Genomic DNA, 25,854 nt, shown 5'->3' on the forward strand with positions numbered 1-25,854 from the left:
ATTAACAACGTATATGCAAGATGCTTAACGAGTTTCATAAATATTTATGAGATGATTTAAGTATTATTGCTGTTACTTTAATTACCCCTACGTTAAATGGCTGATCCTAACTTTGCAGCATATCGCTTTCGTATTCAACTGTTTCTAACCTTTCTGCTGTTTTTTATTTTAGGGTGGGCGCTCAGCTCATTGGCCCAAATTTCCGACTCCCGGTTCAGGCATATCAGCAATGAACAGGGGCTTTCAAATAGTACTATAAATTGTATTTTTCAGGATAGCCGCGGCTTTATGTGGTTTGGCACCCGCGATGGCTTAAACCGTTATGACGGTTCAAAGGTGATCATCTACCAAAATAACCCCGCTGATAAAGCAAGTATAAGCGATGGCTTCATTAATTGTATTTATGAAGATGCCGATCACAAACTTTGGATCGGCACCAACTATAATTTGAACAGATTTGATCCGGTTACTAATAAGTTTTCCGCATGTAATTTTAAAAATACAACTGTTACTGCTGTTGTTGCTAAGGACGACGATCATTTATGGGTAGGTACGCAGGGTAACGGCATCAGTTTGCTGGATATCAGGACGGGTAAGACCGTACACTTTGGGCATGGTAAACAAGGGCTTAGTTGTGATACCGTAAATACCATTTATAAAGATAACAAAGGCACCTTATGGGTGGGCACGCGCCATGGTCTTTGTGTATATGACGCTGTTAAATCGGTATTTAAGCCTTTAGCTATTAGCAGGCCCATTGCCGGCTGTGATATTACTTCTATTACTGCCGATAAAGCAAACAACATCTGGATAGGTACCAATGGGCAGGGAGTAGCAACAGTTGATGAGCAAGGCAAACATTTCAGATTGTTTGTTCATGATGATCTGGATGGTGGCAGCCTGTCGGGCAACCTGGTATTACAGGTGCTTTGCGACAGGGATGGCGATATCTGGGTAGGTACTATAAATCAGGGAATGAACTGGTTCAATGCCAAAACCAATAAGTTTGCTAAATACTTCCCGAGACCGGAAAATGCAGGCAGTCTTTCAAATACCACTGTTTCGGCAATTTATGAAGATGTGCAGCATGACCTGTGGATAGGTACACATCGGGGCGGGGTTAACCTTTATGCCGCCGAAACCGATAAGTTTAAACTGTACAGGCAGGGCATTAATGAAACTACCTTAAGCTATAATGATGTTAAAGCCTTTTTTGAGGATAGCAAAGGCAATATCTGGGTAGGTACCGATGGCGGCGGTCTGAACCTGTTTAACCGAAAAACGGAACAGTTTCGCCAGTATAAATTTAATCCTTATGATGCTTCAAGTATCTCCTCCAACGCTATACAGGATATAGCAGAGGATGCGCAGGGTAACATCTGGGTAGGTACCTGGGGTGGAGGTATTAACCTCATGAGCCCGGCAACAGGAAAATTTACCCGTTTTAAAGCTAATACAGCCGACCGCAACGCGGTGAGCTCCGATTTTATGCAGCGGATGCTGCTGGACAGCCGGGGCAATTTTTGGGTTGCTACTTATTTCGGAGGCCTTAATTTGCTGGATCCCCAAACGCACAAATTTACCCGTATACTAAAGGATCCGGATGGTAAAACCGCATTTGAGGGAAATAATGTTGTTTCGGCAGGGGAAGATAAAGATGGTAACGTTTGGTTTGGTACCGATGATGGAGGACTTAACTGTTACAACCTTAACACCCGCCGTTTTTCACATTATTTTAATCATGAAAAAAAGAAAACAGATTCAAGGGTAATTTTCACCGATAGCAAAGGCCGGGTTTGGATTGGCATGACGGGTTTGTACCTGTTTGATAAAGCTCATAATAAATTCAACCTGTTTACCGCTAAAGGCAACTTACGTACCGATTTTATTAAAGGGATAACAGAGGATGAAAAACATAATCTCTGGATCTCAACATCAACCGGCATTAATCGCTTAAACCCCGAAACGGGCGACAATAAGCAGTTTAATACCTACGATGGTCTGCAAGGCACCGAGTTTGAAGCTAATGCTTACCTCAAAACCCGCGACGGTGAAATGTATTTTGGCGGAGTTAAAGGTTTCAACAGGTTTTATCCCGAAAAAATTAAAGCCAATACATTTATCCCACCGGTTTATTTAACCGATTTTCAATTGTTCAATAAATCGGTAGTACCGGGTGATAAAGATTCTTTGCTCAAAACCGATATCAGCTTTACCCCGAAAATAACACTTAACTATAACCAATCATCCATCGCCTTTAATTTTATCACGCTTAATTACATTGTAAGCCGAAATAACCTGTACCAGTATAAGCTGGATGGGCTTGATAAAGAGTGGATAAAGGCAGGCATGGAGCGCAGGGCTACTTATACCAATCTTGACCCGGGAACTTATACTTTTCATGTAAAAGCTTCCAATAACGATGGGGTTTGGAATAACATTGGCACATCGGTTATTATTGTGATCACCCCGCCGTTTTGGGTAAGATGGTGGTTCAGGCTGCTGGTGTTGCTGCTGATCATAGCGGCGGCATATAGCTTTTATGCCTACCGCATCAATACTATTCAAAAACAGAAAGCACAGCTTGAAAAACAGGTACAGGAACGCACCCGCGAGGTTGTTCAAAAAGCCGGCGAGCTCCAGGTAAAATCAGACGAATTGCAGGAGGCTTATGAAGAATTGCAGGCCCAGTCAGAAGAGTTAAAGGCACAGTCGGAAGAATTGCAGGTTCAGTCGGAGCATTTGCATGAGCTTAATGGCAAACTAATTGTGCAAAAGGAGCAGGAGCAGATGGCGCGTGAAGAAGCCGAAAAGGCCAATCAGGCCAAAAGCATCTTCCTGGCAACTATGAGCCATGAGATCCGTACGCCAATGAACGGTGTTATTGGTATGGCCTCGCTGCTTGCCGAAACCAAACTTGACTATGAGCAACGAGAATATACCGATACCATTATTAGTTGCGGCGAGGGCTTGATGAGTGTGATCAATGACATTCTTGATTTTTCGAAGATTGAATCGGGCAAAATGGAGGTGGAGCATGAGGATTTTGATCTGCGCCATACCATTGAAGAGGTAATGGATATTTTTGCGCAAAGGGCGGCGCAGCAAAAGATAGACCTCATTTATCATATCGACGAAGACGTTCCGCTATACATTGTGGGCGATAGTTTGCGTATAAAGCAGGTGCTTATCAACCTTATCAATAACGCTATTAAATTTACCTCCAAAGGCGAGATCTTTATTAAAGTATTTTTAAAGGAGTTGATTGGAGAAGAGGCCGAGATCGGGTTCAGCGTTAAAGATACCGGCATAGGGATCCCGGAAGAAAAGATTTCCCGCCTGTTCCAGGCATTTTCGCAGGTAGATTCATCAACCACCCGTAAATATGGTGGTACAGGACTTGGACTGGCCATTTGCCAAAGACTGGTGAATTTGATGGGCGGTGATATTTCGGCAACGAGCCGGTATGGAGAAGGTTCGGTGTTTAGTTTTTCTATCAAAACAATTAAAAGCAAAAACCCGGTACGTACGCCGCTGCTTTGTGACCTGGCTGCACTAACCGGTTTACGGGTGCTTATCGTTGATGATAATGACACTAACCTATTTATCCTCCGCACACAGCTCGAGCATTGGAAACTGGAGCCTGTAACAGCCTCATCAGGTGCGGAAGCTTTAGCTATACTGCATCAGGATGACAGCTTTAAATTGCTGATAACCGATATGGAAATGCCTGAAATGGATGGAGTTGGCCTTGCAAATCAGGTGAAAGTTAAATATCCAAAGCTGCCTATTGTGATGCTGAGCTCCATAGGCGATGAAACTAAAAGCAAATTTCCTGGGCTGTTTTCATCCATATTAGTTAAACCGGTTAAACAGCATCACTTGTGTATGAGTATCCAGAAGGCATTTAACCAGGATAACATACCAACAACCGAAATTGCAGCAAAAAGTGTATTGTCGGCCGATTTTGCCAAAGATCACCCGCTCAGGATCCTGGTGGCGGAGGACAACCCGATAAACCAAAAACTGATAGAGCGCGTGCTGAACAAATTGGGCTACCAACCCGATATGGCTGCTAACGGTGTTATTGCACTGGAAAAGCTCGGCCAAAAATATTACGATATTATTTTGATGGATATCCAGATGCCCGAAATGGACGGCCTGGAAGCCACCGCTCAGATCCGTTTGCAGGGCGGCAACCAGCCATATATTGTAGCCATGACAGCTAACGCCATGCAGGAAGATCGTGAAATTTGTATGCAGGGCGGCATGGACGATTATCTTTCAAAGCCCATGCGTTTGGAAGACCTTGTGACTATACTGGAAAAGGTGCAGGTTTTGGGGTAACCTGCATAGGTGTTCGGAAGATGCAAATCAATTGAAAATGTTGGTTTAAAAAACCATGTCATTGAGGAGGCACGACGAAGCAATCTCGTAGCTATACAGATCGGACATGCATGGGCTACGAGATTGCCACGCTACGCTCGCAATGACATGATTTTTTAAGAGGTGATTTCATCTTCCGAACACTTGAGGGATGGCCTGCACCTTTTTGTAATAAATCCGTTAAGGCTTTAATTTTTATTCAAGCAACTGGCACTGATAACCATGATCTTTAAGGATGCCCGTAACCAATTGAGTCGAAATATCCAGGCCTTCAATCCTTAATATTCTATCGCAATCTTCCAGGTCAAAGTTTACGCGACTATTGGTGATAAGCTTTTGAAGCAGGCCGACAAACATCTTTGCCTCGGCCGGATCATGAACGTTTGTTTTAAAAACCTCTACCATTGAATTAATAGTTGTTTCCATACTGTGCCTGAGTTAATGTTAAAAGAAATAATCTAAAAGCGATAGCTGATCCCTGATTCTACGGTAACACCTGTCTTCTTCAGTTCGGCTAATGGTACGCGCTTGTTCAGGTCGTTAAATGGAGCCCAGTTAACTTTTTGATCTTTGTTATACAGGTCAAGCTTCTGCACAAAATTGTAACCGCCACTTATCTGCACCGAAAAGTTTTTGGCCAGCTGGTAATTGTAAAAGAGTGTGTTTTTATACTGCTGTACCTGTAAATAATTGGAACCTGATTTTTTTGACAAACGGTATGAGCCCCCGCCAATACCAAAATCGCTGCTGAACCCGATGGTGCTTTTATCGTTTAGTTGGTACTTAAGTTTTTCGGAAACAGGCAGGGTACCGCTAAGGCTTAGTTTTTCGCTGATCTGCCAGTCTATCCCGATAACCGGAAGTAATATCGTACCAAAGAACTGGCGTGAATAACCGGCTCCAATGGAATACGAAAAGTTTTTTGACGAACGGATCTTAAGCATAGCGAAGCCGGAGTATAACATATCATCCCCCGAAACATCTTTCAGATCGGACGATAAGGTGGGGATCAGTGATACCAGCAACGCGTACTTTGACGAGAATGATTTTTGAAAAGTGATGGGCACTGAAATAGCGTAAAAATCGGTACCGCCGAATGTTTGGCCTGTACCAGATAAAGTAAGCCCGCTGTAGCTTATGCCGGCCATTAAAAAATCAAGTTTACCGTCTTTGAAATTGTTTATTAGCGGCACATTCAGCGAAGCGTTCACCTGCTGTATGCTCATCTTTTTATGGTTGACAGTAAATGGCGAGTAAGAGTAACCGGCATCAAATGACCCGATTTTTGGTTTAAATGTAGTATCGGTATTTACTGCCGCTTTTTGCTGTGCGCCTGCGCTGAACTTAAAGGATACTAAAATGATAACAAGATAAATTATGGATGTAGCTTTCATTACAATTGTGTTGTTAAACGATTATTTGAATTTGTCCATTAAACACGCCTGACACGGCTTACCCCTATTGCGGTTGATTATATTTTTTTGGAGGATGCCTATTGAACCTAATAGTCAAATTTTTTGAACCGAATAGAGAATCTTGTTTGTAAATTATGCTGTAGCTTTACCAACTAATTGAGATGATAGAAAAAGCAGTTAAAGTACCGGACGAATTGGTTTGTGCCCCTTATCACCACAGGGATATCAAACTAAATGGCTTATCCATAGTTGAATCATGCACGGTTACGCATCGGAGCCGTGGCACCATGTTTTTGGAAGATCATATGCTGCTTGTAGTACTGGAGGGCACCAATACCATTACTCATGGCAATTTGGAGTATGTTGTATCCAAAAATGAGATGGTGCTGCTGAAAAAAGCTATCCAGATCAATTATGATAAAATGGGTAACCCTGAAAAGGGCTCGACCTATAATAGCCTGATGTTTTTCCTGAAGGATGAGTTTTTACGTGATTTTGTTAAAATGGCAAAAATAGAATCTGTAGAAACAGCCGAGCCTGCAAAGGTTGCAGTGAAACCGGTAAAAGAACGCTTGCGTAAGTTTTTTGAATCGGTAGTGCCATATTTTGAAGAGCCTGAAAGCATTGACGCTTCGCTGATGCGGCTTAAAATGCTGGAGCTGCTTTATGACCTTGTGCATGTGGATAGGAACATGCTTCAGCAATTATTACAACTCAAACAACAGGTTCATGGCGATATCCGTAATGTGGTGATGGATAACTATGCCTCGCCTGTTTCCATTACCGAATTGGCTTATCTTTCAGGCCGCAGTCTGTCCAGCTTTAAGCGCGACTTTTTTGCCATTTACCAGGTTACCCCGGCGCAGTGGATCCGTGAAAAGCGTTTGGCCAAAGCAAAAGAGATGCTTACGGCAGATATGGCAGTTACGGATGTTTGTTATTCGCTTGGCTTCGAAAACCTTGCTCATTTTTCACGTCTTTATAAAGCACATCATGGCTGCTCGCCATCGGCTCACCGCCCAACGGTCCAATTGCAGTAAAGTAATTTGGACAGAATAGTCAAATAACTTGAACGTTATAAAATAACGCTCCGTTGGGATAGTCCGCATCTTTGTGTCATAAAACATTTTAATATGATACAAACAAAAGCATACGCTGCACAAACTAAAGAAACTGATCTTGCACCATGGACATTTGATCGCCGCGAAGTTGGGCCTTATGATGTTCAGTTCGATATTTTATTTTGCGGTGTTTGCCATTCCGACCTGCACCAGATCAAAGATGAATGGGGCGGTTCTATCTTCCCAATGGTTCCCGGTCACGAAATTGTTGGCCGTGTAGTTAAAGTTGGCGATCACGTAAAAAAATTCAAAGTAGGCGACCTTGCCGGCACCGGCTGTCTGGTTGATTCATGCCGTGTTTGTGATAACTGTAAAGATGGCCTGGAGCAATATTGCACCAATGGTCATTCTCAAACTTACAACGGGTACGAACAGGACCACAAAACCCCTACTTACGGCGGTTATTCAAATACTATCGTGGTTCATGAAGATTTTGTTCTTCGTGTTTCTGATAAACTTGATCTTGCTTCGGTAGCGCCTTTATTATGCGCAGGTATTACTACTTACTCACCATTACGTTACTGGAACATTGGTAAAGGCCATAAAATGGCAGTTGTAGGTCTTGGTGGTTTAGGCCACATGGCAGTTAAATTTGGTGTAGCCTTTGGTGCCGAGGTAACTGTGTTGAGCACTTCAGCAAAAAAAGCCGAAGACGCTAAAAAATTAGGAGCTCATCACTTCGTAGTAACTTCAGACGCCGAACAATTGAAAGCCGTAGCCGGTACTTTTGATTTCATTTTGGATACTGTTTCTGCCGATCATGACTTGAACGTTTACCTTGGATTGCTGAAAACCAATGGTACGCATGTATGTGTAGGCGTACCTACCAAACCTGCCGAAATTGCTGCTTTCAGTATTATTGGCGGCCGCAAAAGCCTGGCCGGCTCCATGATTGGCGGTTTACCTGAAACCCAGGAAATGCTCGACTTTTGTGCCGAACATAACATCGTTTCGGATATCGAACTGATTAACATGAAAGATATCCATACTGCTTATGATCGCATGCTGAAAGGCGATGTACGTTATCGTTTCGTGATTGATATGGCGACTATTTAACAGGATAAATTAAAACAAGGGGCGATGGCAAAAAACATCGCCCCTTGTTTTTGCTTGCTGCAGGTAATTGAGCTTGTAATTTGCTTCAGTGATAGAAGTGGTGTTTGAATAAGAGACCCTAAATGTAATTAGCAGCCAAAGATTGAAAACAGACTTGTCTGTTTGTTGGTTTTTTTTATTATCTTTGGATATGCGTAACGAGAGAAAGAATGCAGTAAGGCAAGCTATTGTAGATACTGCTTCCCGTTTGTTTTACAAGCAAGGGTATGGCAATACAGGGATCAACCAGATCATCGAAGAATCGGGAGTGGTTAAATCGTCACTTTATACAAGCTTCCGTTCAAAAGAAGATATCCTGATGGCGTACCTGGAAACTTCGGGCGCTGCTACCGACGAAGCTTTGAAAAGTGCCGCCTATAAGTTTACAGATCCTAAAGAACGAGTGTTAGGTGTTTTTGATTACCTTGTTGACCTGGTTCAGGAAAAAGAATATTACGGATGTAATTTTTTAAATATCATATCTGAAATTCCAAAAGAGGATGAACGGATAAGGAAGCAGATCAAAAAACAAAAAAATGGTGTGCGCCGGTTGTTTGCTGAGATCCTGGAGCCGGTTGGCAAGGCTGATATGGCCGATGATATTTATACGCTGTTTGAAGGTGCCTTGATTGCTAATAAGGTGCATGATGAAGTTTGGCCGGTGAAAAGTGCGAGAAGTATGGCCGAAAAGCTTCTCGATAAAAAATAATTTTACTGATAATCAATTAGTTATTTATTGAAAGATAAATATTGGAAGAAATTGTTAAAATAAATGAAAACAGACTTGTCTGTTTTTATTTATTTTATTTAACTTTGATTCATGAGAACAAAACCAGTTAGAGAATCTATTATGAGAACAGCGGCACGGTTGTTTTATCAAAACGGTTATAGCAATACGGGAATTAACCAGATTGTGGAAGAAGCCAAAATTGCAAAATCATCGCTTTATCAACACTTTCGCTCCAAAGAAGATTTGCTCATGGCCTACCTGGAAGAAACCGGCACCGAAACACTTGATTTATTGAAGCAGGCTGCCGATGCTTGCGAAGCGCCAAAGGATAAAATATTGGCCATATTTAATTACCTGGAAAAGTTGATGCTCAACGATGATTTTTATGGTTGTCATTTTTTGAATATTGTTTACGAAATGCCCCAGGAAGCTGTGCGTGTGAGGGAGCAGGTTAAAAAGCAAAAGGATAGCGTACGTGATCTATTCAGGGAAATATTGAAGCCGATAGGGAAAGAGCTTCTTGCAGACGAAATTTATACCTTATTTGAAGGGGCGCTGATCAGTAATAAGGTACATGGCGATCCCTGGCCGGTGGCGTCAGCACGTAACATTGCGGAGAAAATAATTTAATTTTTTGCCCTATTAAAAACAGACTTGTCTGTTTTTAATAGGGCATCGCAAACATTTTTATAAAAGGAAATAAACATAAACAAACAATGAATAAGCAAAGCATCTTTTACAACACCGTAAATGTTGATGGGATCAACATTTTTTACAGGGAAGCCGGTGACAAAACCAAACCGCAGATTGTTTTATTAAATGGTGTTCCTAATGCCTCAAGTGCATTTCAGGAATTAATCAATGACCTGAAAGATAAATTTTACCTGGTAGCACCGGATTTTCCCGGTTTCGGTAACAGCGATGTACCTGATAAAAACGGGTTTGATTACACTTTCCATAATATCTCGGTAGTTATGGAAAAATTTATTGACAAGCTTGGCCTTACCCATCCCAATGTTTACGCCCTGGGCTATGGTGGTCCTGTAACCTTCAGGATTGCATCAAGAAGGCCGGAACTATTTAATAGCTACATTCTTCAAAATTCCAATGCCTATGAAGAAGGCCTGGGCCCGGCAATGATCGCTGCAGCCCCTTATCTTGAAAACAGAAACGAAGAAACCGAAAAGCTGGTGAAACCCTTGTTAACTTTGGATGGCATTAAACTATTTTTCCTGAATGGCGCCAAAGATGCGGCCCGGATCAATCCGGATAGTTACCTGAATGCTTTATATTATCTGAGCCGCCCTGGTCAGCAGGAAATTCAATTAGACCTGCTTTATGATTATCGTACCAACATTGCCGAATACCCCAACTGGCAGCGTTTCCTCAAAGAAACGCAGCCAAAGATGCTATTGGTTTGGGGCAAAAACGATGTGTTTTTCCCGCTATCAGCTGCCGAAGCAATTAAAAGAGATGTTCCGACTGCAGAGTTACATGTTTACGACACCAGTCACCTGGCGCTGGAGGAACATCATGAGGACATTGCCGCGAGCATAGAAGCATTCCTAAACGGATAAAATTTTTTTGACCTGAATAAGACAAATCTATTTGTGCTTTTACGACTAATATCAAATTCAACAACTATCAAACAATCGAATCATGAAAACATCAACTGTTAAGTATCTGAAAACAAAGGTTAATGACCTGAATGTTTTTTATCGTGAAGCAGGGCCTAAAGATGCGCCTGTAGTACTCTTATTACATGGGTACCCCACCTCTTCGCACATGTACAGGAACCTGATCCCTATCCTGAGTGAAAAGTATCATGTGATAGCACCCGACCTGATCGGCTTTGGTTATTCGGACGCACCTCATTACCAATCCTTTAATTACACTTTTGATAACCTTACTAAATACATTCAGGGCTTTGTAGACCAACTGGGTTTAAAACGTTTTGCCATCCAGGTATTTGATTATGGCGCTCCTGTGGGTTACAGGCTGGCGGTAGCAAATCCTGAAAAAATTACCGGTATCATTTCACAAAACGGCAATGCCTATGAAGAAGGCCTGAGCGATGACTGGAACCCGATCCAAAAATACTGGGCAGATCCAAGCGAAGAAAACCGCAACAACCTGAAGGCAATGACAACTGCTGCAACTACGCAATGGCAATACTTTACCGGCGTGAGCGATACAAGCCTGATAGCGCCTGAATCTTATTCACTTGATCAGTTTTTTCTTGACCGTGAGGAAAACGAAGAATTGCAGCTTGACCTGTTTAAAGATTATGCCAGCAATGTGGCCATGTACCCAACCTTTCATCAATATTTCAGGGAAAGCCAGGTGCCATTTTTAGCAGTATGGGGCGATAAAGACCCTTTCTTTTTGCCGCCGGGTGCCGAAGCCTTCAAGCGTGACCTTCCAAATGCCGTTGTGAAGTTTTTTGATACAGGGCACTTCGCGCTGGAAACACATGTGAACGAGATTGGCGAAGAGATCCTGAAATTCCTGGAAATACTGCCTGAATAAACGAACACCTGATACGCCGCAAATAAGGCAGTTGTTCAACACAACTGCCTTTTACAAGAAAAAGATTGCAGTATGACCATGTTGAAAATAAACGATAACGAAATCACCATCCCAAAAGCATTGGATGAAGCATCGGCAGATGACCTGTTTTGTAAGAATATGCTGGAAGGACTGCGGTCAAATCCAAAGCACTTGCAGTCTAAATATTTTTATGATGCAGCTGGTGACAGCATCTTCCGGGAAATCATGAATTGTGAGGAATACTATCCCTTCAATTGCGAACTGGAAATTTTTAGTGAAAATACCGCCGCGCTGGCCAGAGCCATCATGGTGCCCGGTGGTGCGTTTGACCTGATTGAACTGGGGGCCGGGGATTGTACAAAATCAAGCTACCTGCTCAGTCACCTGGTACAGACCGGTGCAGATTTTACCTATATGCCTATCGATATCTCTGCCAATATTATTGATTACCTGAACCTGCAGCTGCCCGTTACAATTCCCGGCATCCGCATTACAGGTCTTAATGGCGAATACTTTGATATGCTGGAAAAAGCAGCGGAAGTTTCTGAGAACAGGAAAGTGGTACTGTTCCTGGGATCGAATTTGGGCAATATGGAACCTGCGAACGCTGAACAATTTTGCCGGGAACTGCGCGGGCACCTAAAACCCGGCGATCTGGCGCTTATTGGTATCGACCTGAAAAAATGCCCCTATACAGTTTTAGCTGCTTATAATGATAAAGAGGGGATTACCAGGAGGTTTAACCTGAACCTGCTGGAGCGCATGAACAGGGAACTGGAGGCAGATTTTGAAGTGGCCAAATTTGACCACTTCCCCGTCTATGATCCGGAAACCGGCGCTTGCAAAAGCTACCTGATCAGTATGGCCGATCAGGTGATAACCCTAAATACTAAAGAAGGGAAACAGGCAATCAGTTTTGCAAAGGGGGAGGCGGTGTTTATGGAAATCTCTCAAAAATATACAGCACAACAGGTTAACCAATTAGGTAAACAGGCATCATTTGAAACTGCAGAAAGCTTTTTCGACAGCCGGGGCTGGTTCATGGATACCGTATGGTTAGCCATTTGATTTATTTAAATAACCAAGGATATGTTAAGCGAAAACAAAAAAATGAAAACCATGATGAAGGGCGCATCGCCCGAGCGCGTTTATGCCTTTTCGGATGGAGTATTTGCAATCATCATCACCATCATGGTATTGGAACTGAAAAAGCCCGAAAGCCCTACTTTTCATGCCTTACTTCAGTTATGGCCAACCTGGATCAGTTACGCTACAAGCTATTTATTTATTGCTATTGTATGGGTAAACCATCATTATTTATTGAGGTACGCGGCGGAAGCTACTCCACGCCTGATGTGGGCCAATTTCGGGCATCTGTTTTCTGTGTCCCTGATTCCATTTTTGACTGATTGGGTGGCTGAAAGCGAATTAGCACCAGTACCGGTGGCCATGTATGCGTTTGTACTTTTCCTGGTAAACGTTACTTACCTGGTGCTGGTTTGGGAAACACTTTGCGATAGGGAAAGAGTGGTTATTTCGGCTAAGGAGATGTGGTTGTTAAACGTGCGGTCCTTTTTTACGCTATCGCTGTTTTTAGGCGCTATGGTACTGGCTTTCTGGTTTCCGCTGTTGGGGTTCGCATTGGTTTGCTGCTGTTTGCTGCTCTACCTGAAGCCTGAGGCAAAAATGCCCGGTATGAAAATGCCAGAACCTGGGATGATGAAAAAGACCAAAATGTAATGATCAACAAAATATAACCTGATAAACCAATCAATTATGGAAAACAAAATTGCAATTGTTACCGGCGCCAGCGCCGGTATCGGGGCAGCTACCGCTGTCAGATTATCAAAAGATTTTACCGGCATCGTACTGGTGGCCCGCCGGGAGGATGAGTTGCAGGTAACCGCGGAAGCGGTAAAGGCAGCGGGCGCAGAACCGCTGATTATCCCGGTAGATTTAAGACAGGTGACGGCGATTGACGAAGTTATTGCCAAAACCATCGAAAAGTTTGGCCGGATCGATGCGCTGATCAATATTGCCGGGGCTGTGCCTCAAATCCATTTATTTGAAATGACAGACGAGCAATGGAACGACGGCGCGGAAATGAAGCTGCATGGCGCACGCAGGCTAACCATTAAAGCATGGCCGTATCTGAAGGCGGCTAAAGGTTCGGTAATATTAACCTCCGGTAATTCGGCAGAAGATCCTAAGCCGGGTTTTGCCGCAATGGCTACAATCAATGCGGCTATTGTTGCTTTGGCAAAGGCCTTTGCCGGGCAGGGCATTGCAGATGGGGTACAAGTAAACAGCGTACTCCCCGGGCCGGTAATGAGTAACCGGCGAATAGGATTTCTGAAAAAATGGTCTGAAGCCAATAATATGAGTTTGGATGAAGCTAAAGTAAAGTTCCTGGAGAAATCCCAGATTGAACGCTACGGCGAGCCGGAAGAAATTGCGGAGCTGATGGCCTTCCTGGTATCGCCTGCAGCCAAATGGATAACCGGCACAGCAGTGAGAATTGACGGGGGCGAAGTAAAGGGCATATAACCCGATAAAGTAATTATCAATGACACGACAGTTTAATCACCACCAGAGCAATGCACAGTTCAGGTTGGTTTATCATGAAAGCAATTTCGACCGCGTTTTTTATGGCAAGGATAGGAAAGACAAGTTACTTACCATGGCCTGGAACAGGGGCGAAGCACAGCAGGTAGATATTGATAGTGTACTTTATGATTTTCCGGCCAACACTATTCTCTGCCTGATGACCAGCGAAGCTTTCCACTTTGAAAATCCTTCGGCTATTGTAGCCTGGCAATTCGACAGAGAGTTTTACTGCATTGTTGACCATGATAAAGAAGTGAGCTGTGCCGGTTTCCTGTTCTTCGGGTCATCCGAAAAAATGTTTGTTAAGCTCAACGAACGTACCCAAAAACAGATAGAGCTGCTCCTGGAGATTTTCCAGGATGAATTTGAAACGGCAGATTTTATACAGGGGGAAATGATGCTGGTGCTCCTGAAGCGCCTCATCATTATGGTAACCCGGCTGGCCAGGGAGCAATACATCAGGGAAAAGGAACTAAGCGGCGATAAACTGGATTTGGTGAGGAAATACAATGTGCTTGTTGAAAATCATTTCCGGAAACAGCACCAGGTTAAATTTTACGCTGAGAAACTGTATAAATCGCCAAAAACGCTTTCAAATGTTTTTGCCCTGTATAATCATAAGAGCCCGGTACAGGTTATTCAGGAGCGGGTGTTGGCAGAAGCCCAAAGATTGCTGCTATACACAGAAAAAACATCGAAGGAGATTGCTTACGAACTGGGTTTTGAAGATGCCGGTCATTTCAGCAAGTTTTTTAAGAAACACTCTGGTCAGGCACCCACTGATTTTAAGAAAACGGTTCCACTTAACTGATCGTATTTGAAAACCGAAAGGGCCTGGTCGGGAAATCGGGACCTTTCTTCGGGCAATCCAGACATTTCCCGGCACCTGTTTTCGCCGGAACTTTGGGGTATCAAATTATTCAAAACAAAAGCAAAAAAATGAAAACGTTATCGAACCCAACCCAAGAACATGTTTCTTCTGCCAGCCTTACAAAAACAACTAAAAGCAGCTTAATTAAACTGGCCGAATGGATAAGCAACCGTAATATCCCTTTCCTGATCACCAGTACCGGCATGATCGTAATGCTGTTATGGGCAGGTTCCTATAAAATGACAGTACCCGGAGCGGATGGTATCGTTCCGCTGGTTTCCAACAGCCCGCTTATCAGCTGGCATTTTAAAGTGTTCGGTACTTATATGGGCTCCGATCTGATCGGTTTGACAGAAATAATAGCCGCGTTATTCCTTATAGCAGGCTACTTCAAGCCCCGGGCCGGTATCATTGGCGGACTTATAGCAACATTGATGTTCTTTGTAACCAGCACTATGGTTATTACCACCCCCGGGGCAGTTATCCCCGTTAACGGCATAGGTTACATGAGTTTTCTGGGCCTGTTCCTTTTTAAGGATATCATATCCCTGGGTACAGCCTTTGGCCTGATCAGCTATTACGGCAAAAAGGCTACCCAGTCATCAAGCAAACGCTGATTATTAAGAAAATAAATCAAAAACTATTAAAAATAAAACACCATGAAAACTTTCCAAATTCCAATCAGAGAACAAGTTTCTCCTGCAAACCAGGTACTTTTTGATAACCTGACTAAAATGGCTGGTCATGTGCCTAACCTGTTTGCCGTATTTGCCCATTCAGAAAATGCCCTGGGTAATTACCTTACACTGGGCAGCGGCAAAACATCCCTGCGGGCTAAAGAGCGTGAAGTAGTTAACCTTGTGGTTAGCCAGGTAAACAAATGTTTATATTGTTTAAGCGCACATACTGCAATTGCAAAAATGCAGGGCTTTACCGATGAGCAGGCAATGGAAATACGCCGGGCCGAAATCACTTTTGATCCTAAGCTGGATGCCTTGGCCAAACTGGTAAAAAGCATAGCCGAAAACCAGGGTCATGCAGATCTGCAACTGGTTGAAAACTTTTATGCCGCAGGCTATAATGAAGGTAACCTGGTAGATGTGGTTATTGTCGTAGGCGATAAGATTATTACCAATTACATGTTTGCACTGACTGCAGTGCCGATTGATTATCCAATTGCCCCCGAATTATAATATTATTTTGATGATGGTGAGGATAGCCCCGGTTGCTTAACGGCACCGGGGTTTCTTTATTGAGGCAGACAAGAACAGCCCTGCATTTTATCACCGGGCGGTTTGTAAATAATTGAGCCTGTAATTACCGGGTGTGCAGCCTTTAAATTTTTTAAACTGTCTGAAGAAGAACGGCTGTGTATCATACCCTGAGTTATAGCAGATTTCGGAAATGGTTTTGTCTGTTTCGATGAGTTGGGTACAGGCATGATTAATGCGGTATTCATTCAAATAACAAAAAAAGCTTTTTCGCATAACCTTGCTGAAGAACCTTGAAAAGGCTTCTTCGGTCATCCTGTTAAGATTCGCTGTTTTTTTCAGGTTGATCTTTCGTGAAAAGTTTTTCCGGATATAATCAAGCGTTAACCCGATGCGTTCATTGTTGGCATAATCAAGGTGGTGCATGTCACTCTGCGAGGTGAGTATGGTGGTATGGTCATATAGGGAAAGCTGATGCAGGATCTCCAGGAAATAATGAAACTGCTCAAATGAAGTCAGCGTAGTAAGACGCTTTAACTTATACCTGAAATCTTTTAACCCGGGACCCTGAAAACGGAGCCCACCCGCAGCATGTTGCAGCATTTTTTTTATGCGGGTAAACGCAGGGCTGTCCAGCCATTTTTTATCAATCAGGTACTGGTCCCAATGTACCACTACAGCGCTTGCAGCCTGCGTTTGATTGGCATGGTTTTTCCAGCAATGCGGCAGGTTAGGCCCCAGTAAAACCATGTCATTTTCCTTAAAATCTTCAAAATGGTTGCCAACGTACCTGGTGCCCGCGCTTGACAGGATAAAAGTAAGCTCATACTCCGGGTGGAAGTGAAAAGGAGCATCAAACCCATCCTTATCTAACATAAATGCATTAAAGATAAAGTCAGTATTGGTACGGAGCTGCTCAAACTGTGCTTTCATGTAATTAACCTATTTTGAATGGTAAATGAAGGGCCGCAATATAAAATTGCACAAAAAAGGCTAATAAGACATCAAAATAGGCAACAAGTTTTACAGGCGGCTCCCGTAGCTTTGGTTTATACTAACCAGCCTTATGAGTAAACGTTTAACCATCACCTTTTTGATTGTACTGCTCGTTGGTTCTGGTAATTTGGGTTACGGGCAGGCTGTTTTTAATACCAAAGATCTCCGCATCAAATGGGCCTTTATTACTAATCATTACCAGGACAAGCCCGGGTTCCTGGCTGCATTAACAATCAATCAAACCGCAGGCAATAAAATGCCCGCTAAAGGCTGGAAACTTTATTTCAGTTTGCGGTATCATGGTATCAACCTAACCTCGCAAAACAAGGATGTAGTGATCGAACACGGCGGCGGCGATCTTTTCTGTATCAAGCCCGCTGCATCATTCAAGGGCATCAGTAAGGGCAGTGCATTGATTATCCCGTTTAACGGAGGCGGGATAATTGCCAATTACCACGATGCACCCTCCGGTTTTTTCTGGGTGAGCGATAGCGATAACCTGCCGTATGATATTCCGGAGTCAAATATTACCCACGATTCAGGGACGCTGAAAGGTGCAGATGCACAAGAAATCTTTAACCTGAATAAAGGCACGACAAATCTGCCGGATGATAAGCTGCCGGCTTTCCTGCCGCAACCGGTTACTTACACCCAAAACAAGGGTTATTTTAAGTTGGATAAGTCGGTAAGCATAGTTAACGCAGGTGGTTTCATGAACGAGGCAGGTTACCTGGCAAAAGAAATCAGTGCAATCACAAGCTATACCCCGGTATCAGCTGGCGGAAGGAAAAAAATTGTTTTAAGAAGGATCGGCCTGCCAAAAGAAGCTTATGATCTCCGGATTGCAGCAGATAGCATTATCATATCAGCATCAGATGGCGCTGGTATATTTTACGGAATCCAATCGCTTAAAAATATGTTGCCTGCGGATGCCTGGTCATCTAAACAGGTACCTTTAAACATTCCCTGTGCAACTGTACATGATGAACCAAGGTTCTCGGTACGGGCGTTCATGCTGGATGTATCCCGTAATTTTCAACCCAAAGCAGAGATCATGAAGCTGCTGGATGTGATGGCGCTGTATAAGCTCAATACCTTTCATTTCCATTTTACTGATGATGAAGGATGGCGCATAGAGATCCCTGGCCTGCCCGAACTGACCGCGATAGGATCAAATCGCGGGTATCCATATATGCGCAATGAACGTATGCAGCCTTCCTATGGGTCGGGGGCGAGTACTGCTAATAAAATGGGCAGCGGTTTTTATTCGCGAAACGATTTTATTGAGATTTTGCAGTATGCCCAAAGCCGCCATATTAAGGTGATACCGGAGATCGAGTCGCCGGGGCATGCACGTGCTGCGGTTAAGGCTATGGAGGCGCGATATTATAAATACATGAAAGCGGGTGACCGCAAAAAGGCGGCCGAATACCTGCTGAGCGATTTGCAGGATAGCTCCAAATACCTGAGCGCACAGTATTTTAAAGATAATGTCATGAACCCGGCATTACCTTCTACCTATAGGTTTGTGGCCAAGGTGGTTGATGAGCTGAAAGCCATGTATCAGGAAGCGGGCGCCGATTTAACCATGATACATATGGGCGGAGACGAAGTGCCCGCCGGAACCTGGGAAATGTCGCCTGCCATCAGGGCTATGATGAAGAAGAATACAGTTTTGCACAATATCAACGATGTTTTTCTGTCTTACTTCAAGCAGGTGCAGCAGTTGCTCGGCAGGCGTGGCCTTAAACTTTACGCCTGGGAAGAGCTCGCCATCGGAACAGAAAAGAATAATCAATCGCGGAAGGTGATCAGCATACCTGAATTTATTAATAACGGGGTTAGTGTAGATGCCTGGTATAATGTAGGAGGCAATGAAGATATTCCTTACCAGGCGGCTAATGCAGGTTACAAGACTGTGCTTACCTGTATCGACTATTTTTACTTCGATCTGGCCTATCAAAGATCATTTTATGAGCCGGGCGATGAATGGCTCGGCTTCCTGGAAACTAAAAAAATGTTGTCGTTCATTCCCTATAATTATTATCGTAATGCAAAAGTTGATATGCCGGGCAATCCATACGCGGCAGGCTATTTTGAGAACAAACAAAGATTAACACCTGAAGGCAGTAAAAATATCAGGGGGATACAGGGCGCACTTTGGGGCGAGAATATCAAGTCGGCCAGGCAGATGGAGTATATGATATTACCCAGGTTACTGGCGCTGGCTGAAAAGGCCTGGGCAAAACAGCCGCAATGGGAAACCGAACAGGACACTGCAAAGCTATCAGCGCAATATGAGCAGTACTGGAACATATTTGCCAATCAGTTAGGCAAAAAGGAGCTGCCCAAATTAGCATGGTATCGTGGAGGCTATTATTTCAGGATCCCGGCCGCGGGCCTTATGCAGTTGGACGGATTGGGGAAGGCAAACCAACAGTTTCCCGGTATGGCCATACGCTATACCACCAATGGGGCAGAACCGGGCAGTCAAAGTACCATTTATAACAGGCCCTTAAAATTAAAAGGTAAAGTAAAAATGCGGGTGTTTGATGCTCGTGGACGGGGAGGAGAAACCACCACCATTGAAGTCGAATAATGTAAAAGGCAGATGATGTTTGTTCATGTTTGAAATAAAAAAGGCTTTACAGGAAACCGTAAAGCCTTTTTTATTTCAGCAGGAATAGGAGCAAACTATTCTCGTTATCAGTCAAACTAAAGAGAAATTTTAACCCCAAAATCAAGGTAAACATAAAAAAAGCACTTACAAATACGTAAGTGCTTGATAAGCAGTGGAGAATATCGGAGTCGAACCGATGACCTCTTGCATGCCATGCAAGCGCTCTAGCCAGCTGAGCTAATCCCCCGTGATGGGTTGCAAATATATGATTTTAGGTAATTAACATAAAATTTAAATCTAATCTTTTTTCTGCAGGTAAATATGGATTAAAAAGCAGACGGATTTGCAGATTAACACCTGTAGTTAGCCTGAAACTGCTTGGCTACGCTGGTTCCTCATCCGCATCCCCGGCCGGGAAGCTTTTAATTAATGTTTGTTGTATTCGTACAGGGCAATACACTATGGTTAGTTTTCTGCTTTTGCCTACCTCATTGGTGATATTATGCTCGTTTTGTAAACTACTACTTATTTAATTAAACTTTTAATACATACATTTGTCCTGCTTTTGGTTCACGGAAATTTAACGCCCGTGATTAAAAGGGAACCCGGTGTAAATCCGGGACTGTCCCGCAGCTGTAAGCTCCATAACACCAAAGCCCATTCTTATTGTCACTGTTAGCCGTTTGGCTGATGGGAAGACAGGGCCGGGGGGAGTAAGTCAGAAGACCTGCCATTGCACATATTGATTCATAGCTTTCGGGGATTGAAGCTGGAATGAGGATACCTTTCGTGTATTTCATTTTTTGTAATTCGTCGTTCTGTTTGCTGTGAGGTTTTTTAACCCACAACACTCATGAAATTAACTGTGCGCCAAACGTTCGCAACACGTAATGGCTGTATAAATGGCATTTTATGGCTTGTTTCCTTCGGGATTACAACCGTTTGCTGCTGCCTGCAGGTTTCGGCACAATCCCCTGTTAATAAAAAAGATACTGTCCAAACAGATTCTGTTAAGGTCAATCACCTTAAACAGGTAGAGGTTAGGGGTACCAAAACCGATATCCGCAATATATCACCAACACCGGTACAGGTATTAAAAGGCGAGCAGTTGCAGCGGCTCAACAGCCTGTCGGTTGCTGATGCACTTCGGTTTTTCAGCGGGGTGCAGCTTAAGGATTATGGGGGTGTTGGCGGATTGAAAACCGTTAATGTAAGAAGTCTCGGCAGTAATCATGTAGCCATATTTTATGATGGTGTGGAGTTGGGAAACGCCCAGAACGGACAGGTTGACCTTGGCCGTTTCTCGCTTGATAACATGGAGGAAGTGGACCTGTACAATGGACAGCGCAGTGAAACCTTTCAGGCTGCAAAAGGTTTTTCGGCGGCAAGTTCCATTTACCTGCAAAGTGCCCGGCCTAAATTTGAACATGAAGAACGTACGCACATCCGCCTTGCCTACAAAACCGGTTCTTTCGGACTCGTTAACCCGTCGTTGCTGTGGCAACAGAAGATTGATAAAAACACCTCCGCCTATCTCAGTACGGAGTGGACAGACGCTAACGGCCGCTATAAATTCAGGTACACCAACGGCATTTATGACACTACGGCGGTGCGTAATAATACAGACGTTGAATCATATCGGGTTGAAGGTGGCATCAACAGCAATTCGGAAAACGGCCAGTGGAATATCAAAGTGTATAGTTATACTTCAAACCGGGGGCTTCCGGGTGCAATTGTATCCAATAAGTTTAACTATTTACAGCGCCAGTGGGACCGTAACCAATTTGTGCAGGCCAATTATGAAAGTAATACCCGGAAGCGTTACACTGTAGCATTGATTGCCAAATACGCCGATGATTACCTCCGTTATCTTGATCCTGAATTTGTTACTACTGCGGGCTTCCTGGATAACCGTTTTTATCAGCATGAACTTTATTTTTCGGTAGCCAACCGTTACCGTATCCTGCCGGTTTGGGATGTGGATATTTCGACCGATTACCAGCGTAACTCTCTTGATGCTAACCTGTACCGGTTTGCATATCCTACCCGCGATGTTGAACTGGTTTCGCTGGCTTCGCAACTTAAGCTAAGGCGTTTTAGCCTGCAGGCCTCGGTGCTGGGCACTTTTGTTAATGATAAGGTTAAATTATACGAGGGGGCGGGCCGCAAAACCGAGTATACTCCAACGGTTACGGCTTCATGGCAAATGAGTCCGGAGTTTATGTTTCGGGCCTTTTATAAAAATATTTTCAGGTTACCCACACTTAACGAGTTGTATTACACCTTTATTGGCAATACGTTGCTTAAACCAGAGTATGCACGCCAGTATGATATCGGAGCTACTTATACTAAACCTTTTATCGGCGGCCCAATTACATCAATTTCTGTTCAGGCCGATGCTTATTATAATAAAGTAAAAGACAAGATCATCGCCACACCGGGTTTAAACCTGTTCAGGTGGACAATGTATAACCTGGGTGATGTAAATATTAAAGGCGCCGAGGTGAATGTGCAGCTTGCCAAACAGGTTTCGCGATATCTGACTTTCAACGCCACCATTAATTATACCTGGCAGCAGGCCTTTTATAGTAACGATGGCGTAACCTATCACTATAACATACCCTATGTTCCTACGCATAGTGCTTCGTTCACGGCATCGGCCGATTACCGGAATTTTGGGTTTAATTATAGCTACCTCTACAGTGGTTCACGCTACAGTCAGCTAAGTGACGATCAAAATCATGTTTATAACTATTTGGAGCCCTGGTACACGCATGACCTGGCCGTAAACTATCATACCCGGATCTATAAACATCTCACCCGGTTTAGTATCGAGGTTAATAACCTGCTTAACCAGGACCGTGAGATCATTGCCAACTTCCCGATGCCGCGTCGTTTTTACCGGTTTAAACTAAGCTATTCCATCTGATCATGAAAAAATTAAAAATAGCCCTATATCTATCTACAGTTCTCATTGTATTGCTTGCGGTATCATGCCGAAAGGCGCCGCAGGTAATACCTGAGCAGGTTGAAACCATTTTTACGCCCGATCCGTCGAGTACTATTAAAGGTCTTTACCTGCTTAACGAGGGTAATATGAACATGAACAAAGCCTCGCTCGATTTTGTGAACTTCCGTACTGGTGTTTATCAGCGTAACATTTATAACCAGGCTAATCCCTCGGTTACTAAAGGGTTGGGCGATGTGGGTAACGATATCGGCATTTACGGGTCAAAAATGTATGTGGTGGTTAATATCTCCAATAAGGTTGAGGTGCTGGATGTCAAAACCGCTAAAAAATTGGCCCAGATTGATATTACCAATTGCCGGTACGTAACCTTTCATAAAAACAAAGCCTATGTGAGTGCCTACCTGGGCAAAGTTGGCGATCCCAAAGCGCCCAATGGCATAGTGGCCGAAATTGATACAGGTAGCTTACAGATAACACGCAAAGTTACAGTTGGCCGCCAGCCGGAGGAAATGGCCATTGTAGGGGAGAAGCTGTATATAGCTAACTCAGGCGGTTACAGTCCGCCCGATTATGAACGCACAGTTTCGGTAATTGATCTGGCTTCATTTACCGAGCTTAAACGAATTGATGTGGCTATTAACCTGGAGCGGGTTAAGGCCGATAAATATGGCGATATCTACGTTACCTCGCGCGGCGATTATTATACCATTCCATCCAAACTGTTTGTTATCGATACCCAGACCGATGCGGTTAAAAAAACATTTGATATAGCTGCCAGTAACCTTTGGATAGATGACGATACGGCCTATATCTACAGTACAGAATGGAGCTATCCTCAGCAAAAAAATATCATCACTTATGCCATGCTCAACGTAAAGGACGAAGCCGTTTTGAGCAGCAGGTTTATTACCGATGGTACTGATAAAAAGATAGTAGTGCCCTATGGCATAGCCGTTAACCCGCTTACCAAGGATGTTTTTGTTACCGATGCCGGTAATTACGTGGCTTCGGGCACGCTTTATTGCTTCGACAAAAACGGCATTATGAAGTGGCAGGTTCAGGCGGGCGATATCCCGGCCCACATGGCCTTTGTTTATTAATTCAATTCATTTTTTAAATACAATCAGATCTTTATGAAAAAACAACAACTTAAACTGTTCGTGATATTAGGTGCATTATGCGCCTTTGCCTGGGCATCCTGCAAAAAGGATAAAGTCACGGAAACGGCCCCACAGGAAGCTCCTATCCGCCCAACAACGGCTTCAAGCAATGCCTATGTAACAACACTGTTTGATTTTAACCCGGCACCTGGACAATTCACCAATACGGGCCTTGGCGATACTATTGCAGCCAAAGCAACCCTGAAAACTGATCAGGGACTTGTAAGCCTTGGCGGCTGGGGTGGTTATATCGTAGTGGGTTTTGACCATACGGTACTTAATGCTGATGGTAAAACGGATTTTATTGTTTATGGTAATGCTTTTGCCCAGTTTGCCGAGCCCGGCGTTATATGGGTAATGCAGGATAAAAATGGCAACGGCCAGCCTGATGATACCTGGTACGAGATTAAAGGCAGCGCTTTTTATAAAGATGGTTATACCCGCAATTATTCGGTAACCTACACCCGCCCGGCCTGCGATACCTGTAGCGTACCGTGGAAAGATAATAAAGGCAATACCGGCGTGGTGCAAACCAATATATTCCATACACAGGCATATTATCCTATCGGCCTCAAAACAAATACTTACACCTTAACGGGGAGCTTGCTGCCATCAAGCAATATCAATATGGACGATCCTACTTATATCACCAGCGCATCGTTTGATTATGGTTATGCCGATAACACTGGCGGCGGCGATAAAATTGACATTGGCAGTGCTATTGATGACAAGGGCAATAAGGTGAACCTGAAGGGTATAGATTTTATCAAAATACAAACCGGCATCCTGGCCAATATGGGCTGGCTGGGCGAGCAATCTACCGAGTTTACCGGCGCTGCCGATCTGAGTCTGCTTAAATAATCAAACACAAATCAAATAATTATTATAAAAATCATCACTATGAAAAAAACACTTACAACTAAGCTTGGCGCGGTTGCATTTTCGTTATTGGTTTTAGCTGCTTCGTCATGTAAAAAAGATGCGGTAAGCGCGAACAATAACAGTAAAGCCCTTAAAACCCAATCATTGGGAAAGTATGATAATGGCTTCTTTTTAATTAACGAAGGCTGGTATGGTCATGGCACCGGGAGTGTAAGTTTTTACAGCTTTGCTACCGGCACCAAACAGGACAGTATTTTCACTAAAGAAAATCCAGGTAAAACGCTTGATCCTGCCACTTCAACTTTAGAGTACGGAACTATATTCAGTAACAAACTGTTCCTGGTATCAAAGGTTGGTGGCCCTGTTGTTGTTACCGATCCGTATTCGCTTGTTGAGCTTGGGCGTATCGCGGCTGTTGGCGGAAATAACTGGCAGGCTTTTGTTGGTATCGATGCTACTAAAGGTTTGCTGAGCTCGGCAAGCGGTATTTATCCCTTTAATTTATCAACCTATACCACCGGCGCAAAGCTAACCAGTGTTACAGGTAGCGTAGGGGATATGATTAAATCGGGGAACTATATTTTTGTGCTGTCGCAAAGCAAAGGCGTGGTGGTGCTGAACGTGGCCGATTATTCGGTCGCTAAAACTATATCGGGCATGGTGGTAGCATTTACCAAAACTCCGGATGGCTCGGTATGGGCTGCAGGCGGCACTTCATTAATCAAGATTAATCCAGGTACTTTAGCTGTAACAACCATTGCCTTGCCGTTTACAGCAAATAGTACCTGGTTTGCATGGCATCCGGGTTCAATTACAGCATCTACCCAAAACAATACGGTTTACATAGCCAATAATGGTACATTCAGCGGGGCTACTACTATTTACAGGTATATTGATGGTAATGCTGCTTCTTTAACAAGTCCGTTTATTACTATTCCGGCGGGTAAAGAATTGTATGGCTCTGGTATTGGTTATGTAGCACAAACTAACCAGTTGGTGGTTACTACGGTAAAATCAGGCTTTGGTGCTAACTATGGTGTTAATGATCTGTATTTTTATGATTTGAACGGTACGCAGGTTGGTGATCTGGCTTATTCGGGTTATTATTTCCCGGCTATACCGGTGTTTCATTAATATAGCATAAAGTTGTGCAGTAAATGATTGTATTGTACAACCAGTTATAGCAAAGCCCCTCACTATTATAATGAGGGGCTTTATTGTTTTAATATTGGGCCGGAA

The 25,854-nt window shown here is 43.6% G+C and carries 21 protein-coding genes, 1 tRNA gene and 1 riboswitch; of the genes, 18 read left to right on the forward strand and 4 right to left on the reverse strand.

The window, feature by feature from the left end:
- Positions 1-96: 96 nt before the first annotated feature.
- Complete coding sequence (locus tag ACFFGT_RS21145; protein ID WP_377024503.1) at positions 97-4,347, forward strand: hybrid sensor histidine kinase/response regulator; 4,251 nt, start codon at positions 97-99, stop codon at positions 4,345-4,347.
- A 234-nt stretch (positions 4,348-4,581) separates the two neighbouring features.
- Here the strand turns inward: ACFFGT_RS21145 and ACFFGT_RS21150 are convergent, their stop codons facing one another.
- Both ACFFGT_RS21150 and ACFFGT_RS21155 read right to left on the reverse strand, forming a co-directional pair.
- Positions 4,582-4,812, reverse strand: a complete 231-nt coding sequence (locus tag ACFFGT_RS21150; protein ID WP_377024504.1) for a hypothetical protein — start codon at positions 4,810-4,812, stop codon at positions 4,582-4,584.
- 32 nt (positions 4,813-4,844) lie between these two features.
- Complete coding sequence (locus ACFFGT_RS21155) at positions 4,845-5,780, reverse strand: DUF6268 family outer membrane beta-barrel protein (RefSeq protein WP_377024505.1); 936 nt, start codon at positions 5,778-5,780, stop codon at positions 4,845-4,847.
- Between the two features lie 182 nt (positions 5,781-5,962).
- On the opposite strand from ACFFGT_RS21155, the gene ACFFGT_RS21160 reads away from it, so the two are divergent.
- The 12 genes from ACFFGT_RS21160 to ACFFGT_RS21215 all read left to right on the forward strand — a co-directional run bounded on the left by ACFFGT_RS21160 (position 5,963) and on the right by ACFFGT_RS21215 (position 15,968).
- Positions 5,963-6,841, forward strand: coding sequence for a helix-turn-helix domain-containing protein (locus ACFFGT_RS21160; RefSeq protein WP_377024506.1), 879 nt, complete (start codon positions 5,963-5,965; stop codon positions 6,839-6,841).
- Positions 6,842-6,934: 93 nt separating this feature from the next.
- Positions 6,935-7,978: an NAD(P)-dependent alcohol dehydrogenase gene (locus ACFFGT_RS21165; protein ID WP_377024507.1), complete on the forward strand. Its 1,044-nt coding sequence runs from the start codon at positions 6,935-6,937 to the stop codon at positions 7,976-7,978.
- A 190-nt stretch (positions 7,979-8,168) separates the two neighbouring features.
- Positions 8,169-8,726, forward strand: a complete 558-nt coding sequence (locus ACFFGT_RS21170; protein WP_377024508.1) for a TetR/AcrR family transcriptional regulator — start codon at positions 8,169-8,171, stop codon at positions 8,724-8,726.
- A 141-nt stretch (positions 8,727-8,867) separates the two neighbouring features.
- Complete coding sequence (locus ACFFGT_RS21175; RefSeq protein ID WP_377024509.1) at positions 8,868-9,377, forward strand: TetR/AcrR family transcriptional regulator; 510 nt, start codon at positions 8,868-8,870, stop codon at positions 9,375-9,377.
- Positions 9,378-9,463: 86 nt separating this feature from the next.
- Positions 9,464-10,324 carry an alpha/beta fold hydrolase gene (locus ACFFGT_RS21180; RefSeq protein ID WP_377024510.1) on the forward strand — a complete coding sequence of 287 codons (861 nt, stop codon included), beginning with the start codon at positions 9,464-9,466 and terminating at the stop codon, positions 10,322-10,324.
- A gap of 82 nt (positions 10,325-10,406) precedes the next feature.
- Positions 10,407-11,276 (forward strand): alpha/beta fold hydrolase, encoded by an 870-nt coding sequence (locus tag ACFFGT_RS21185; protein WP_377024511.1) that lies wholly within the window; start codon positions 10,407-10,409, stop codon positions 11,274-11,276.
- Between the two features lie 72 nt (positions 11,277-11,348).
- On the forward strand, positions 11,349-12,365 hold the full coding sequence (locus ACFFGT_RS21190) for an L-histidine N(alpha)-methyltransferase (RefSeq protein WP_377024512.1): 1,017 nt from the start codon (positions 11,349-11,351) through the stop codon (positions 12,363-12,365).
- A 21-nt stretch (positions 12,366-12,386) separates the two neighbouring features.
- Positions 12,387-13,037, forward strand: a complete 651-nt coding sequence (locus tag ACFFGT_RS21195; protein ID WP_377024513.1) for a TMEM175 family protein — start codon at positions 12,387-12,389, stop codon at positions 13,035-13,037.
- Between the two features lie 36 nt (positions 13,038-13,073).
- The gene (locus tag ACFFGT_RS21200; RefSeq protein WP_377024514.1) at positions 13,074-13,844 is read left to right on the forward strand and encodes an SDR family oxidoreductase; all 771 of its coding nucleotides are present in this window, start codon (positions 13,074-13,076) and stop codon (positions 13,842-13,844) included.
- A gap of 19 nt (positions 13,845-13,863) precedes the next feature.
- Complete coding sequence (locus ACFFGT_RS21205; protein ID WP_377024515.1) at positions 13,864-14,715, forward strand: helix-turn-helix domain-containing protein; 852 nt, start codon at positions 13,864-13,866, stop codon at positions 14,713-14,715.
- Positions 14,716-14,843: 128 nt separating this feature from the next.
- Positions 14,844-15,392, forward strand: coding sequence for a DUF417 family protein (locus ACFFGT_RS21210; protein ID WP_377024516.1), 549 nt, complete (start codon positions 14,844-14,846; stop codon positions 15,390-15,392).
- A gap of 42 nt (positions 15,393-15,434) precedes the next feature.
- Positions 15,435-15,968 carry a carboxymuconolactone decarboxylase family protein gene (locus tag ACFFGT_RS21215; protein WP_377024517.1) on the forward strand — a complete coding sequence of 178 codons (534 nt, stop codon included), beginning with the start codon at positions 15,435-15,437 and terminating at the stop codon, positions 15,966-15,968.
- Between the two features lie 90 nt (positions 15,969-16,058).
- Here the strand turns inward: ACFFGT_RS21215 and ACFFGT_RS21220 are convergent, their stop codons facing one another.
- A complete protein-coding gene (locus ACFFGT_RS21220) occupies positions 16,059-16,919 on the reverse strand; it encodes a helix-turn-helix domain-containing protein (RefSeq protein ID WP_377024518.1) in 861 nt (286 codons plus the stop codon).
- Between the two features lie 133 nt (positions 16,920-17,052).
- Between ACFFGT_RS21220 and ACFFGT_RS21225 the strand changes: the two genes are divergently transcribed.
- Positions 17,053-19,581 carry a family 20 glycosylhydrolase gene (locus tag ACFFGT_RS21225; RefSeq protein WP_377024519.1) on the forward strand — a complete coding sequence of 843 codons (2,529 nt, stop codon included), beginning with the start codon at positions 17,053-17,055 and terminating at the stop codon, positions 19,579-19,581.
- Between the two features lie 194 nt (positions 19,582-19,775).
- Here the strand turns inward: ACFFGT_RS21225 and ACFFGT_RS21230 are convergent.
- Positions 19,776-19,849: transfer RNA gene (locus ACFFGT_RS21230), tRNA-Ala, on the reverse strand.
- Between the two features lie 302 nt (positions 19,850-20,151).
- Positions 20,152-20,351: riboswitch (cobalamin riboswitch) on the forward strand.
- 104 nt (positions 20,352-20,455) lie between these two features.
- Here ACFFGT_RS21230 and ACFFGT_RS21235 point away from each other — a divergent pair.
- The 4 genes from ACFFGT_RS21235 to ACFFGT_RS21250 are packed head-to-tail and all read left to right on the forward strand — an operon-like array spanning position 20,456 to position 25,749.
- A complete protein-coding gene (locus tag ACFFGT_RS21235; protein WP_377024520.1) occupies positions 20,456-22,531 on the forward strand; it encodes a TonB-dependent receptor in 2,076 nt (691 codons plus the stop codon).
- A 2-nt stretch (positions 22,532-22,533) separates the two neighbouring features.
- The gene (locus ACFFGT_RS21240) at positions 22,534-23,673 is read left to right on the forward strand and encodes a YncE family protein (protein ID WP_377024521.1); all 1,140 of its coding nucleotides are present in this window, start codon (positions 22,534-22,536) and stop codon (positions 23,671-23,673) included.
- 33 nt (positions 23,674-23,706) lie between these two features.
- Positions 23,707-24,594 (forward strand): cell surface protein, encoded by an 888-nt coding sequence (locus ACFFGT_RS21245; RefSeq protein ID WP_377024522.1) that lies wholly within the window; start codon positions 23,707-23,709, stop codon positions 24,592-24,594.
- A 39-nt stretch (positions 24,595-24,633) separates the two neighbouring features.
- Positions 24,634-25,749 (forward strand): DUF5074 domain-containing protein, encoded by a 1,116-nt coding sequence (locus ACFFGT_RS21250; protein ID WP_377024523.1) that lies wholly within the window; start codon positions 24,634-24,636, stop codon positions 25,747-25,749.
- The last annotated feature ends 105 nt before the right edge of the window (positions 25,750-25,854 follow it).

This window comes from Mucilaginibacter angelicae, from assembly GCF_042434235.1.
Lineage (GTDB): Bacteria > Bacteroidota > Bacteroidia > Sphingobacteriales > Sphingobacteriaceae > Mucilaginibacter > Mucilaginibacter angelicae.